This window comes from Paenibacillus terrigena DSM 21567 (assembly GCF_000374845.1).
Taxonomy (GTDB): Bacteria; Bacillota; Bacilli; order Paenibacillales; family Paenibacillaceae; genus Paenibacillus_K; species Paenibacillus_K terrigena.
Genome location: NZ_KB895412.1, coordinates 1 through 13,678, shown reverse-complemented (window position 1 = coordinate 13,678; position 13,678 = coordinate 1). Strand labels below are relative to the sequence as shown.

Genomic DNA, 13,678 nt, shown 5'->3' with positions numbered 1-13,678 from the left:
GCATCGATCCAGGAGTCATTGCATTTTCGTCTACTTAAGTGTAATAATCACACGGCGATTTGGTTCTTCGCCTTTACTAAATGTTTTTACTTTTGGATGATTTTGAAGCTTCGCGTGAATCATTTTCCGCTCTTGCGGCGACATCGGTTCGAGTACGACCTCTTTCCGAGTCCGGATCACTCGGCCAGCGAGTCTATCCGCTAGATCCTCAAGCGTCTTTCTGCGGCGGTCGCGAAACGATTCAGCATCGAGCACAACGCGCAGATGATTCTTCGAATATCGGTTAACGACAATATTCGTCAGATACTGCAGCGCATCCAAGGTCTGACCTCGACGCCCGATGAGTAATCCGAGATTGGATCCAGTAATGTTCAAGACATGACCTTCACGATCTTGTGTATGCTCGACTTCAATCTCTAAATCCATTGTACTTGCCACTTCTTGAATAAAGCGTATGGCTTCTCTTACCGGGAACGTATCGTCTTTCTCTTCCACTGCAACAGGCTCTACAGCTTGTACCGCCGAAATCGTTGCAGCCTCTGGCTCAGGGAACAGCGTTAATTCTACCTTTGCTGCTCTGGCACCGATGAGGCCGAACAATCCTTTGGACGGCTGCTCTAATACTGTAATCGAAACGCGATCCTCAGTTGTATTCAACTGGGTTAAACCGTTCTTTACTGCATCCTCAATCGATTTACCTGAAGCTACGACTGTTCTCATTTGGCAGGGAGGGCCTCCTTGTCTTTACCCGATTTTCTTTTATATAGGAAGTAATTCTGAATAATTGTATAAAGGTTACTGTATATCCAATAGAGTGGCAACGCGGCTGGGAACTGAATCGCCATCACGAAGATCAATACTGGGAAGATGAAGAACATCATCTTCATTGCGCCCGTCGCTTGCGTAGGCATCATCTTCGATTGTACGAATGTTGTGATTGCCGCAATGACCGGTAGAATGTAGAGATGATCTGGTTTGCCCAGCTCCATCCATAAGAAAGCGTGCTCTTTAATATGAATGTTCATGTAAATCGAATTATACAGTGCAATGAATACCGGCATCTGAATAAGTAATGGAAGACATCCTGCAAGAGGATTGATTGAATTCTGTTGGAACAGCTTCATTGTCTCTTCCTGTTGTTTCTTCGGATCGTCTTTATACTTCTGCTTGATCTTGTTGACTTCCGGCTGAATCTCTTGCATTGCTTTGGAACTGCGCATTTGCTTGATCGTGAGTGGTAAGATTAACGTACGTACGATCAACGTGAGCACTAGAATAGCTAGACCATACTCTCCGCCGAACCATCTTGCGAATGTATCCAGTGCATAGGAGAAATAATACACGACATTAGACTGCCAAAATCCTCCGTTTTTCATCTCTTCCGTCGTCAACGATGCATGTTGTGTTGTCGAAGTACAGCCCGCGAGCAAGACAACCAGCATGACAAGTGCGACGAGGACAATCCATTTACGGTTACGTAGCTTATTCAGAAACAAGATTCATAACTCCTCTCTTCGCCTACCGATTCCAATGTAAATAATAACATATTTAATACAACAAAGAAACTGTCCACATGCTAGCGGGACCGCTTGATGAGCGATGCTTTTTTGAGCACATGCAGAATACTCTTCTCCATCTCTTGAAAAGACATCTGGACAGCCCCTTTTCGTACAATAAAGACCATATCGACATGGTCGATGATCCGTGCTTCATTTTTACGGACAATTTCCTTAATGAGCCTACGCATTCTATTGCGAACGACCGCATTCCCAATTTTTTTACTTGCAGAGATGCCTAATCGAAACCGCTCGATTTCCGGCTTGTTGAACCAGTACACCACAAATTGATGATTGGCGAATGATTTGCCATGCCGATAGACACGTGTGAAGTCTGCACGATTAGTTAAACGCAGTTTTTTTTGCACGACGAACTCCTCTGGCCTCATGAGATTAGATCAACTGTCAGTATCGACCAACAGACACCTTTATAAACCGTACCATTGCATACGATTTCTTCTCCTTACATGAAAAAAAGACCACCAAAAGTGGTCTTATCATACGCTCTAAGCGCTTAATTTGTTTCTGCCTTTAAGACGACGAGCAGCTAAAACCTTGCGGCCGTTCTTCGTGCTCATTCTCTTACGGAAACCATGAACCTTTTTACGTTTACTTACATTTGGTTTAAATGTAGGTCTCATTTATTTGCACCTCCTCAAAGGAATTCCAATTATCGGTCTTCAAAAAACACCTTATACCATTAAATCATGGGCTGTTCCAAATGTCAACCAATCCCTCTTTATACCATATAGAAGATATTCGCTCAAATGTATGACATTCTTCCTTGATCCATAAACTATACCTCTCACATTATCCACAGCCCTGCCCGAATACATATACACAGATTTGTTCGACAAAAACTTACCCACAGCGGACAACCTGTGAATAATAAAAATCACATTTTGGATAACTTTGTCGTTTATTCAACAAGTTATAAACAATATCTTGTGTTGTACATAAAAATTATACACAAGTTATTGAATTTGTGGATAAAATCCTTGAATCCGTTGAAAATCAAGCCCCTTTTTGCTATGCTTAGATTACTTTTTGCTGTGAATAGCCGTTTAAATTAACAATCTTATCAACAGCCTGTGGATAACGTTGTGAACAAACTTCGATGTAAGGGTACAAAATCAGTTGCACGATACTGCATTTTGTGGATATTTCTACATCGTTTTTTCTTTTTCTACGACATTGGACAAGCTTAGCTTGTTCAAATGGCACCCCCATGGCTACAACCACATTTGAAATAATAATAAGGAGTGACTTCTGTGGATAGCAGCCATACGAACGAAATATGGCATCAAATTTTGTCTGTCATCCAAACAAAATTAAGCAAACCCAGCTTTGATACCTGGTTTAAAGCAACGCGACTCGTATCCCTTAGTGATTCTTCCGTCATCATATCGGCACCGACTTCTTTCGCAGTAGAATGGCTTGAAAGCCGCTATACCAAATTAGTCGCATCTGCCATTTCTGAATATTTGGACAAAAAAGTTGACGTCAAGTTTGTCATCGACGAACCGAAACAGATCGATCTACTGCCACCTCAACCATTGACGGCAGCTACAGAGCCGGTCGTTCAAGACGAACCATTTCCTCATATGTTAAATCCGAAGTATACCTTCGATACCTTTGTTATTGGTGCGAATAACCGTTTTGCCCATGCTGCGTCGCTTGCCGTAGCAGAAGCTCCGGCCAAAGCCTATAATCCGCTCTTCTTATATGGGGGCGTTGGTCTTGGCAAGACGCACTTAATGCATGCGATCGGTCAATTTATATTGGAGCATAATCCTTCCGCCAAAGTACTCTATCTTTCATCTGAGAAATTTACGAATGAATTTATTAATGCCATTCGTGATAACCGTGGGGAAAGCTTCCGGAATAAATACCGCAACATCGATATTTTGCTGATCGATGATATTCAATTTCTAGCGGGGAAAGACGGGACACAAGAGGAATTCTTCCATACTTTCAATGCGCTGCATGAAGAACGGAAGCAGATCATCATTTCCAGTGACCGGCCGCCGAAAGAAATACCGACATTGGAAGAAAGACTTCGTTCCCGGTTTGAATGGGGTTTAATTACCGATATTCAGGCTCCGGATCTGGAGACGCGTATCGCAATTCTTCGGAAAAAAGCGAAAGCAGAGAATCTGGATATTCCGAATGAAGCCATGGTCTATATTGCCAGTCAAATTGATACGAACATTCGAGAGCTCGAGGGCGCTCTTATTCGTGTCGTTGCCTATTCTTCGCTCATTAATGAAGACATCACATCGCATCTCGCAGCCGAAGCACTCAAGGATATTATCCCATCTGCCCGTCCGCGAATGATTACGATTCAACATATTCAGCAGAAAGTCGGCGAATTCTACAATTTGAAGCTCGAGGATTTCAAAGCAAGAAAGCGGACCAAAGCGGTTGCTTATCCGAGACAAATTGCGATGTATCTCTCACGCGAATTAACGGATTATTCCCTTCCGAAGATCGGCGAAGCTTTTGGCGGGCGCGACCATACGACGGTCATCCACGCCCATGAGAAAATCAGCCAAAATCTGAAGAACGATCAGGAATTATATAAAATCATCAATAACATCACAGAGAAAATTAAAAACCCTACGTGATAAGACGTTTTCTTCTAAAAATCTATCAACACCTATACTTCAAAACAAAAACGCCTATGCACAATCTATACACATGTGGATAGGCTTCATTTATGGACGTTTAAGGCACTTATCCACATATTCAGGGTGCCTACTACGATTACTAATAATTATTTAAAGAATTACAACTATACACAGCGTCGTAACGAATTCATTTTTCACAAGGAAAATGTAAAAGGAGAATTTCCATGAAAATCAGTATTTTAAAACATGAACTCAACGATTCGATACAAAATGTATCTAAGGCAATTTCCAGTCGGACTACAATTCCCATTCTCAGTGGTATCAAAATCGATGTTTCTTACCAAGGGGTAACTTTAACGGCAAGCGATACGGATATTTCGATTCAAAGTTTTATTCCTGTTGAAGACGATAAACAAACCATCGTTCAAATCGAGAAAATTGGTAGCGTCGTATTGCCTGCTAAATTTTTTATCGAAATGATTAAGAAATTGCCGTCAGAATTTATCGAAATTGAAGTAAAAGAACATTTCCAGACGTTTATCCGATCTGGTGCAACAGATATTCAAATGGTCGGCTTGGATCCTGAAGAATTCCCTGTACTTCCAACGATCGAAGAAAACGAAGTACTCAGTATTAACGGGGATCTTCTCAAAACGATGATCAAACAAACCGTATTCGCAATTTCAACAAACGAAAGCACGCCGATTCTAACGGGGATCCTCTGGAATCTATCCGGCAATGAGTTGAAATTTGCAGCAACAGACCGCCACCGCCTAGCAAGCCGCACGGCAACGATCCAAGTTGAATCTGAAGCCCGGTTTAACAATGTTGTTATTGCAGGTAAGACCTTAAATGAATTAAGCAAAATCGTGCCGGATCAAAATACAATTGTCGACATTGTCGTATCGGATAACCAAGTGTTATTCAAAATCGATCGTGTCTTGTTCTATTCGCGTATATTGGACGGCATTTATCCCGATACTTCTAAAATTATTCCGCAGAATTACAAAACAGAACTCGTCCTGGATACAAAAAAATTAACGGAAGCAATTGACCGTGCTTATTTGCTATCCCGCGAAGAAAAGACGAACATTGTACTACTCTTGACCAAAGAGGACGGCAGCATCGAGATTTCTTCGAGCTCGACACAGCTTGGTAAAGTAACGGAGCAGCTGGACGCGCGTGAATTTAACGGCGAACCGCTTCGCATCACGTTTAACTCCAAATATATGCTAGACGTGCTGAAAGTCATCGAAAGCGAATATATTTTTATTGGATTCACAGGCGCCATGAGCCCGATCATTATTAAACCGACAGATCATCAGAACAGCTTGCATCTGATCCTGCCGTATCGTACACCGCAAGTCTAATTAGGCAAGAATCGCGTCGAAAGGGATTGAATGATGAAGAACATTACGATTAAGACCGAGTATATTACACTAGGCCAGTTTCTGAAGTTATCGGATTGCATTGCTACAGGAGGCCATGCGAAGTTTTTCTTACAAGAAGAGCAAGTATGGGTCAACGGAGAATCTGAAAATCGTCGCGGACGCAAGCTATATGACTCTGATATTGTCAAAGTGGACGGGCATGGCGAGTTTCAAGTCGAACGATCTGCGCTTTCGTAATAAGTTGTCGATTCAGACACGAGGGGAGGCGAAGGCGTGTTCGTTAAAAATATTCGGCTGCAGAACTACCGCAATATTCCCGAGATAGAACTAAATACCGACCAAAAAGTGAACATTTTCATTGGTCAGAATGCGCAGGGCAAGACGAATTTACTTGAAGCGATCTTCGTACTTGCCCTGACCAAATCGCATCGCACGGATAAGAACAAAGAATTGATCGGTTGGGGAGAATCGAGAGCGCATCTCGAAGCAGTTGTGGATAAGAAGTATGGGCCCGTTCATCTCGAGCTCAATCTCGCCCAACAAGGCAAGCAGGCGAAGATCAACGGGCTCGAGCAGAAGAAGCTCAGCAATTTCATTGGGGCGCTCAATGTTGTCATGTTCGCGCCGGAAGACTTGGAAATTGTCAAAGGGACACCAGGGATTCGCCGGCGTTTCCTCGATATCGAGATCGGTCAAGTGCAGCCCAATTACCTCTACGCTCTCCAGCAATACCAGAAAATTGTCGTTCAGCGTAACAATGTACTTAAGAATGCATGGCAGCAAGGTGCCTCTTCCCAAGCAATGCTCGAAGTGTGGAACGAACAGCTTGTGACACAAGGTGTTAAAATTATCAAAAAAAGGAAACAATTTATAAGTAAATTAGAACAGTGGGCCAAATCGATTCATCAAGGGATTACAAACGGTATTGAAGAGCTCTCGATTAGCTACCTTCCTTCTTTCCCCATGGACGGGTCGGAAGATGAAGCTGTCTTATTTGAGCATTTTATGATAAAGTTATCACAAATGAAGGAACAGGAAATACGGCGTGGAATAACCCTCGTAGGGCCTCATCGCGATGATCTTTCTTTTTATATCAACGATAAAGAAGTTCAAACGTACGGTTCGCAAGGCCAACAGCGCACGACCGCATTATCGCTTAAATTAGCTGAGATTGAGCTCATTCATGAGGAAATTGGCGAATATCCGGTACTTCTGCTGGATGATGTACTGTCAGAACTTGACCAGAATCGACAAACGCAGTTGATCGAGACGTTCCAGAGCAAAGTGCAGACGTTCATTACGACGACAGGTATCGAGAGCATTCATGCGAGCAAGCTGAAAGATGCGAACATCTACCATGTCCGTTCGGGAAATGTAATGCGTTAAGCACTGAAATCAGCCTTTTGAAGAAGGCTTTGAGGAGTGGAATCTGATGTATATTCATTTAGGCGGGGAAAAGGTGATTCGCTCGTCAGAGCTCGTAGCAATTTTCGATGTATCCATTGAGAAATCATCTAAGTGCTCGAAGCAATTTCTATCCCATGCGGAAGGGCAGAAGAACGTGGAAGTAATCGGCGAGGAAGAAGCGAAATCCATCGTTGTCACCAAAGGCAAAATATATTATTCCCCGATTTCCTCTACGACGTTGAAAAAAAGAGCGAACTCTTTTACGGCGGGGGCGTAAAAATCCTCGATTCGTTGAATTGAAACTATAGAAGTAGGTGAAGGGCATGTCTATGAACCACAATACTTATGATGAGAGTCAGATTCAGGTACTCGAAGGGCTTGAAGCTGTTCGTAAACGTCCTGGGATGTATATCGGCTCAACCAGCGGTAAAGGGCTTCATCATTTGGTATGGGAAGTAGTCGATAATAGTATTGATGAGGCTTTGGCCGGTTATTGCGACACCATTCAAATTATTATTCATGAAGATAATAGTATTACCGTTATTGATAACGGGCGCGGAATTCCCGTAGGGGAGAATGCGAAGTTGAAACGTCCAACCCTCGAAGTTGTTCTAACGGTTTTGCATGCCGGGGGTAAATTCGGTGGTGAAGGTTATAAAGTATCCGGTGGTTTGCACGGGGTAGGGGTATCCGTCGTAAATGCGTTGTCAGAGCAACTAATTGCTCAAGTTCGACGTGATGGACATATCTATCAACAAGAGTTTCGTCGGGGTGCACCGCAATACGATATGAAAGTGGTTGGCGAGTCGGATGAGACAGGAACAACAATCCGTTTCAAACCAGACTCAGAGATTTTTACAGAAACAACGGTCTATGAATACGATACCTTGGTATCTCGTGTTCGTGAGCTTGCTTTCTTGAATAAAGGCATTTCAATCAACATTCTTGATGAGCGTTCAGGCCAGACACATACATTCAAAGCCGAAGGCGGGATTATTGAATTCGTTCAATATTTGAATCGCAGTCGCGAAGTATTGCATGAGCAGCCTATCTACGTTGAGGGTATGAAAGACAATATCCAAGTGGAAGTCGCGCTGCAATACAACGAGGGCTATACCGAGAATATTTATTCTTTTGCTAATAATATCAATACCCATGAAGGCGGAACGCATGAATCTGGGTTCAAGAGTGCATTGACGCGGATCATTAATGATTATGCGCGTCGCGTGAATTTGCTCAAGGATAATGACTCCAACTTCTCCGGTGATGATGTACGTGAAGGATTAACGGCTATCATTTCCGTAAAAATTCCTGAACCGCAATTCGAAGGACAGACGAAGACGAAGCTTGGGAATAGTGAAGTTCGTGGGATTGTGGAATCGTTCTTCGCGGAGAAATTCCAGGAGTTCTTGGATGAGAATCCTGCGGTATCGCGTAAAATCGTCGAGAAGGGCCAACAAGCCGCTCGTGCCCGTGAGGCAGCTAAGAAAGCACGTGAATTGACGCGTCGTAAGAGTGCGCTTGAAGTGAGTTCATTGCCTGGGAAATTAGCGGACTGTTCATCGAAAGATGCTTCGATCAGTGAATTGTACATCGTAGAGGGTGACTCTGCGGGCGGTTCAGCGAAGCAAGGACGGGATCGTCATTTCCAAGCAATCCTGCCGCTTCGTGGTAAGATTCTAAACGTTGAGAAAGCACGTCTTGATCGGATTCTATCGAATCTCGAGATACGCGCCATGATCACGGCAGCAGGCACAGGAATTGGTGAAGATTTTGATCTTGCGAAAGCACGTTATCACAAAATCATCATCATGACGGATGCCGATGTCGATGGTGCGCATATTCGAACACTTCTTTTGACGTTCTTCTATCGTTACATGCGCAAGTTGGTTGATGCAGGTTATATCTATATCGCACAGCCGCCATTGTTCAAAGTAGAGCGCAATAAAGTCGTGCGTTACGCAGGCAGTGAGAAAGAACGTGATGATATCATTGCTGAGTTCGGCGAAGGCGCGAAATATAATGTTCAGCGTTATAAAGGTCTCGGTGAGATGAATGCCGGGCAGCTATGGGAGACGACAATGGATCCTGAGAGCCGTTCAATGCTGCAAGTGACGATCGATGATGCGATGGAAGCAGATGCGATTTTCGATGCACTGATGGGAGATAACGTTGAACCAAGACGTGATTTCATTCATCAATATGCAAAAGACGTAAAGAACCTAGATATTTAGACTACAGGAAGATGGGCGACCATCTTCCTTTCTTCTTATTTTCACCAACGATGGTATGAAAAGAAATGAAAACAACAGGACAATCATCTTATTCAATGGTATAATAGATGTGTTGTGCCGTAGGGCATAAACACCATTGTACATAGGTTTAGATGTCCTTGAATGGTGGAACAAATAGAAATATATGGATTATATTTTTTGAGGGATATACAGTTTGAGGAGGTCCAGCATGTCAGAAGAAACACGCTCGCAAATTAAAGATCGGGACATTGGTGTTGAAATGCGCGAATCCTTTATGGATTATGCGATGAGCATCATTGCTAGCCGTGCTTTACCTGATGTTCGCGATGGTCTGAAGCCGGTTCACCGTAGAATTTTGTTCGCGATGTCGGAGCTCGGCATGTCGCCGGATAAGCCGTACAAGAAATCGGCGAGAATCGTCGGAGAAGTTATCGGTAAGTATCATCCACACGGGGATTCAGCTGTCTACGAGACCATGGTCCGGATGGCACAAGATTTCTCGCTTCGATATATGTTAATCGACGGGCATGGTAACTTCGGTTCCATTGACGGTGATTTTGCAGCGGCAATGCGTTATACCGAAGCACGTCTATCCAAGATTGCAATGGAAATGCTGCGCGACATCAACAAAGAAACGGTCGATTTTGCACCGAACTATGACGGGGAAGAGAGTGAACCTGTTGTTTTGCCGGCTCGTTTTCCGAATTTGCTCGTGAATGGGGTTTCGGGGATTGCTGTCGGGATGGCCACAAACATTCCACCGCATAACTTGACCGAAGTCATTGATGGCGTTCAGGCGTTGATTCTCAATCCTGAGATTACACCTATGGAATTAATGGATTACATAAAAGGTCCGGATTTCCCAACATCGGGTTATATTCTAGGGCGCGAAGGAATTCGCCAAGCGTATGCCACAGGTCGTGGATCTGTGACGATGCGTGCACGCGCAACCATTGAAGAAAACGGGAACCGCGCACGAATTGTTGTTCATGAATTGCCTTATCAAGTTATCAAAGCACGTCTCGTAGAGAAAATTGCTGAATTGGTCCGCGAGAAGAAGCTAGAGGGAATAACAGATTTAAGAGATGAATCCGACCGTAACGGAATGCGCATCGTGATTGAGCTTCGTAAAGATGTGAATCCGAATGTGGTGTTGAACAATCTCTACAAACATACAGCAATGCAGACCAACTTTGGGATTAATATGCTTGCTCTTGTCGATAAGCAGCCGAAGGTTCTGAATTTGAAGGATATGCTTTATCATTACCTGGAGCATCAGAAAATCGTTATCCGCCGTCGGACGGAGTTTGATCTGAAGAAAGCAGAAGCACGCGCTCATATTTTAGAAGGCTTACGAATTGCGCTTGATCATATCGACGAAGTTATCGCCTTGATTCGTGGTTCCAAGTCAGACGAAGAAGCACGTGAAGGCTTAATCACTCGGTTCGGTCTAAGTTTTGATCAGGCTCAAGCGATTCTCGATATGCGTCTACGCCGGTTAACCGGTTTGGAACGCGATAAGATCGAGAATGAATACCAAGAACTCATGTTGAAGATTGCGGAGTATCGTGAGATTCTTGCGAATGAGCAGCTTGTGCTCGATATCATTAGCGAAGAATTGAATGAGATCAAGACGCGATTTGGTGATGAGCGACGTACCGAAATTACGGTTGGCGAAGAGAGTATCTTGGACGAAGATCTTATCCCACAGGAAGATGTAATCGTGACGATTACCCATTCGGGTTATATCAAGCGTCTTCCAGTGAACACATACCGCAGTCAACGACGCGGTGGTAAAGGTGTTATTGGGATGGATACGAAAGACAACGACTTCGTTGAGCATCTTTTCGTAACCAATACGCATCATTACCTCATGTTCTTCACGAATAAAGGTAAGGTGTACAAGATCAAGGGGTATGAGATCCCAGATCTAAGCCGTACGGCTAGAGGGACTCCAATCATCAACTTGATTCATATCGAACAGGGTGAGACGATTAATGCCGTCATTCCAGTCCAGAAATTTGACAGTGATGAATATTTGTTCTTCGCGACACGTCAAGGGATTGTGAAGAAGACACCGCTTGATGATTATACGAATATTCGTAAGGGCGGCTTGATTGCGATTAATCTTCGTGAAGACGATGATCTGATCGGCGTTAAGTTAACAGACGGTAATCAAGAGATTATTATGGGAACAAGCCAAGGAATGTCGATCCGCTTCTCCGAGAGCGATGTTCGTTCGATGGGACGCAGCGCAACCGGGGTTAAAGGGATCAACATCGGTGAAGATGATAAAGTCATCGATATGGATATCGTGGATCCGGAGCTTGAGGTGTTGATTGTAACTTCCAAAGGTTACGGTAAACGTACTCCAGCAACAGAGTATCGTTCTCAGACTCGTGGCGGTAAAGGGATTAAGACCATTAACGTAACGGAGAAGAATGGCCCTGTTGTAGGACTCAAAGTGGTTCGTAATGAAGAAGACTTGATGATCATTACGGAATCAGGCACATTGATTCGGATGAGCATGTCAGGTATCTCCACGATGGGACGTTATACGCAAGGGGTTAGATTGATTAATATCCGTGAAGATGATTCGGTTGCAACGGTAGCACGCGCGGATAAGAGTGAAGAAGAAGAAGAGACGAATGGGGAATTCCAGGATCAAGCAGAGGGTCTAGAATCAGTTGATGAAGCAGCTGAGTCGGGTACAGAAGTGCAAGATGCAGAAGAGCCAGGGGATTCTGAAGAATAGACAATCGTAGTTGTATATACGGGAGAAGTGAAGCTACAATGGCGAATGTGACGGTATCAGGGCTGAAACTAGGCGATAAAATCATACAAGATGTGCATACTCCGCTCGGTAGTTTGTTGTTTCATAAGGGGAAAGTCATTCTTCAGCGTGATTTAGAAATCCTACAAGCATTTCTTATCACGCAGGTAGCGGTTGATCGACCGGAAGACAAATTAAAGGCACAACAAGTAGAGGAGGGGAGTGATTCTGTCACTCCTTCCGTGACAACTCCCGCCTCGTTATCTTTTTATGAGCAATATGAGAAAATGGTCTCATTGGTCAAACGGGCATTCAAGAGCGCTATCGTGAATGATATTCCCGTGCTGGAGCTGCGTTCTCAACTTGAATTACTAATTGATCAGATATCGCAATATAACGTGCTAACCTTTTCACCTCGCCAGATGAAAGAGCGGGAGTACATGTATCACAATGCTGTACTCGTAGCCTTAACCTCTTATATGCTCGCGAAATGGAAGGGTATCCCGCAGAAAGAACTTATGCAGGTTGCTCTAGCGGGATTGCTGCACGATATTGGGAATGCCAAGGTTGATCCGGACATTCTCTTCAAGCCTATCGCATTAACGAGCGAAGAGACGGAAGAGGTACGGCGTCATACGACCTACGGATATAACTTACTTAAGAATCTTGCATCGATTAATGATGGGGTCAAAAGGACAGCCTTGCAGCATCATGAGAAGATTGATGCCTCGGGCTACCCGTTAGGTGTTAAATCGGAGCAGATTCATCCTTATGCCAAAATTGTTGCTGTAGCAGATATTTTCCATGCGATGACGTTGGATCGAACGTTCAAGAAAGCAGCATCGCCTTATTCGGTGCTAGAGTTGCTTGCAGAAGAATCTTTTGGCAAATTGGATGCGGATTGTGTACGTACATTTATTCATCGTGTAACTCAGTTCCACAATGGCATGATCGTACGATTGAATGATGGGCGTATGGGGGAGATTGTATTCTCAGATCATCAACATCCGACACGTCCATGGGTTTCCGTTAAAGGACAGATTATTAATTTGGTTCATGAGCGCAACCTATATATCCAAGAGATTATAAGTTAAGGTTTATTTTTTTAAAAAATAGTTGACTGATATAGATAAGCTGTGATATATTAATATTCCGCCCAAGAGAGGCGGGACGATAATATATCGCAGCTTTCTTCTTTAAAAGAGATTTTAAAAAAGATTCAAAAAAAAGCTTGCATTATGAAATCAAACATGATATATTATAAAAGTTGTTGCTGAGAACAACGGCGACAACGAGAAAGACATTGATCTTTGAAAACTGAACAACGAATGATTGAAAGTATAACGAGAACTTCGGTTCTCGCAAGCAAGTCAGATTCAAAATGAGCAAGTCAAACACTTTATTGGAGAGTTTGATCCTGGCTCAGGACGAACGCTGGCGGCGTGCCTAATACATGCAAGTCGAGCGGAGTTATTCCTTCGGGAATAACTTAGCGGCGGACGGGTGAGTAACACGTAGGCAACCTGCCTGTAAGATCGGGATAACTACCGGAAACGGTAGCTAAGACCGAATAATCAACTTGGTCGCATGATCGAGCTGGGAAAAGCGGAGCAATCTGCTACTTACAGATGGGCCTGCGGCGCATTAGCTAGTTGGTGGGGTAACG

12 protein-coding genes and 1 rRNA gene are annotated in these 13,678 nt (G+C 43.7%); 9 read left to right on the top strand and 4 right to left on the bottom strand.

Annotation, left to right across the window (positions count from 1 at the left end):
• Positions 1 to 30 precede the first annotated feature (30 nt).
• From jag to rpmH, 4 genes are all read right to left on the bottom strand, one after another.
• Positions 31 to 720, bottom strand: coding sequence for an RNA-binding cell elongation regulator Jag/EloR (gene jag / locus C558_RS0100065; RefSeq protein ID WP_018754154.1), 690 nt, complete (start codon positions 718 to 720; stop codon positions 31 to 33).
• Positions 717 to 1,496: a YidC/Oxa1 family membrane protein insertase gene (locus C558_RS0100060; protein ID WP_018754153.1), complete on the bottom strand. Its 780-nt coding sequence runs from the start codon at positions 1,494 to 1,496 to the stop codon at positions 717 to 719. Before C558_RS0100060 ends, jag begins: the two co-directional genes overlap by 4 nt.
• A gap of 80 nt (positions 1,497 to 1,576) precedes the next feature.
• A complete protein-coding gene (gene rnpA / locus C558_RS0100055; RefSeq protein WP_018754152.1) occupies positions 1,577 to 1,924 on the bottom strand; it encodes a ribonuclease P protein component in 348 nt (115 codons plus the stop codon).
• Positions 1,925 to 2,062: 138 nt separating this feature from the next.
• Complete coding sequence (gene rpmH, locus C558_RS0100050) at positions 2,063 to 2,197, bottom strand: 50S ribosomal protein L34 (RefSeq protein WP_018754151.1); 135 nt, start codon at positions 2,195 to 2,197, stop codon at positions 2,063 to 2,065.
• Positions 2,198 to 2,827: 630 nt separating this feature from the next.
• On the opposite strand from rpmH, the gene dnaA reads away from it, so the two are divergent.
• From dnaA to C558_RS0100005, 9 genes are all read left to right on the top strand, one after another.
• Positions 2,828 to 4,183 carry a chromosomal replication initiator protein DnaA gene (gene dnaA, locus C558_RS0100045; protein WP_018754150.1) on the top strand — a complete coding sequence of 452 codons (1,356 nt, stop codon included), beginning with the start codon at positions 2,828 to 2,830 and terminating at the stop codon, positions 4,181 to 4,183.
• A 227-nt stretch (positions 4,184 to 4,410) separates the two neighbouring features.
• A complete protein-coding gene (dnaN, locus tag C558_RS0100040) occupies positions 4,411 to 5,556 on the top strand; it encodes a DNA polymerase III subunit beta (protein ID WP_018754149.1) in 1,146 nt (381 codons plus the stop codon).
• 33 nt (positions 5,557 to 5,589) lie between these two features.
• The gene (gene yaaA / locus C558_RS0100035; protein ID WP_018754148.1) at positions 5,590 to 5,814 is read left to right on the top strand and encodes a S4 domain-containing protein YaaA; all 225 of its coding nucleotides are present in this window, start codon (positions 5,590 to 5,592) and stop codon (positions 5,812 to 5,814) included.
• Positions 5,815 to 5,850: 36 nt separating this feature from the next.
• A complete protein-coding gene (recF, locus tag C558_RS0100030) occupies positions 5,851 to 6,963 on the top strand; it encodes a DNA replication/repair protein RecF (protein ID WP_018754147.1) in 1,113 nt (370 codons plus the stop codon).
• A gap of 46 nt (positions 6,964 to 7,009) precedes the next feature.
• Positions 7,010 to 7,261 carry an extracellular matrix regulator RemB gene (remB, locus tag C558_RS0100025; protein WP_018754146.1) on the top strand — a complete coding sequence of 84 codons (252 nt, stop codon included), beginning with the start codon at positions 7,010 to 7,012 and terminating at the stop codon, positions 7,259 to 7,261.
• A gap of 46 nt (positions 7,262 to 7,307) precedes the next feature.
• Complete coding sequence (gyrB, locus tag C558_RS0100020; RefSeq protein ID WP_026263645.1) at positions 7,308 to 9,218, top strand: DNA topoisomerase (ATP-hydrolyzing) subunit B; 1,911 nt, start codon at positions 7,308 to 7,310, stop codon at positions 9,216 to 9,218.
• Between the two features lie 229 nt (positions 9,219 to 9,447).
• Positions 9,448 to 11,994: a DNA gyrase subunit A gene (gyrA, locus tag C558_RS0100015; protein ID WP_018754144.1), complete on the top strand. Its 2,547-nt coding sequence runs from the start codon at positions 9,448 to 9,450 to the stop codon at positions 11,992 to 11,994.
• 38 nt (positions 11,995 to 12,032) lie between these two features.
• Positions 12,033 to 13,106: an HD-GYP domain-containing protein gene (locus C558_RS0100010; protein WP_018754143.1), complete on the top strand. Its 1,074-nt coding sequence runs from the start codon at positions 12,033 to 12,035 to the stop codon at positions 13,104 to 13,106.
• Between the two features lie 305 nt (positions 13,107 to 13,411).
• Positions 13,412 to 13,678, top strand: a 16S ribosomal RNA gene (locus C558_RS0100005); the annotation flags it as partial.

Bases quoted from the DNA above. Each gene is read 5' to 3' on its own strand.
- jag (WP_018754154.1), bottom strand. From the start codon at position 720: ATGAGAACAGTCGTAGCTTCAGGTAAATCGATTGAGGATGCAGTAAAG.
- rpmH (WP_018754151.1), bottom strand. From the start codon at position 2,197: ATGAGACCTACATTTAAACCAAATGTAAGTAAACGTAAAAAGGTTCAT.
- dnaN (WP_018754149.1), top strand. From the start codon at position 4,411: ATGAAAATCAGTATTTTAAAACATGAACTCAACGATTCGATACAAAAT.
- yaaA (WP_018754148.1), top strand. From the start codon at position 5,590: ATGAAGAACATTACGATTAAGACCGAGTATATTACACTAGGCCAGTTT.
- remB (WP_018754146.1), top strand. From the start codon at position 7,010: ATGTATATTCATTTAGGCGGGGAAAAGGTGATTCGCTCGTCAGAGCTC.
- gyrB (WP_026263645.1), top strand. From the start codon at position 7,308: ATGTCTATGAACCACAATACTTATGATGAGAGTCAGATTCAGGTACTC.
- gyrA (WP_018754144.1), top strand. From the start codon at position 9,448: ATGTCAGAAGAAACACGCTCGCAAATTAAAGATCGGGACATTGGTGTT.
- C558_RS0100010 (WP_018754143.1), top strand. From the start codon at position 12,033: ATGGCGAATGTGACGGTATCAGGGCTGAAACTAGGCGATAAAATCATA.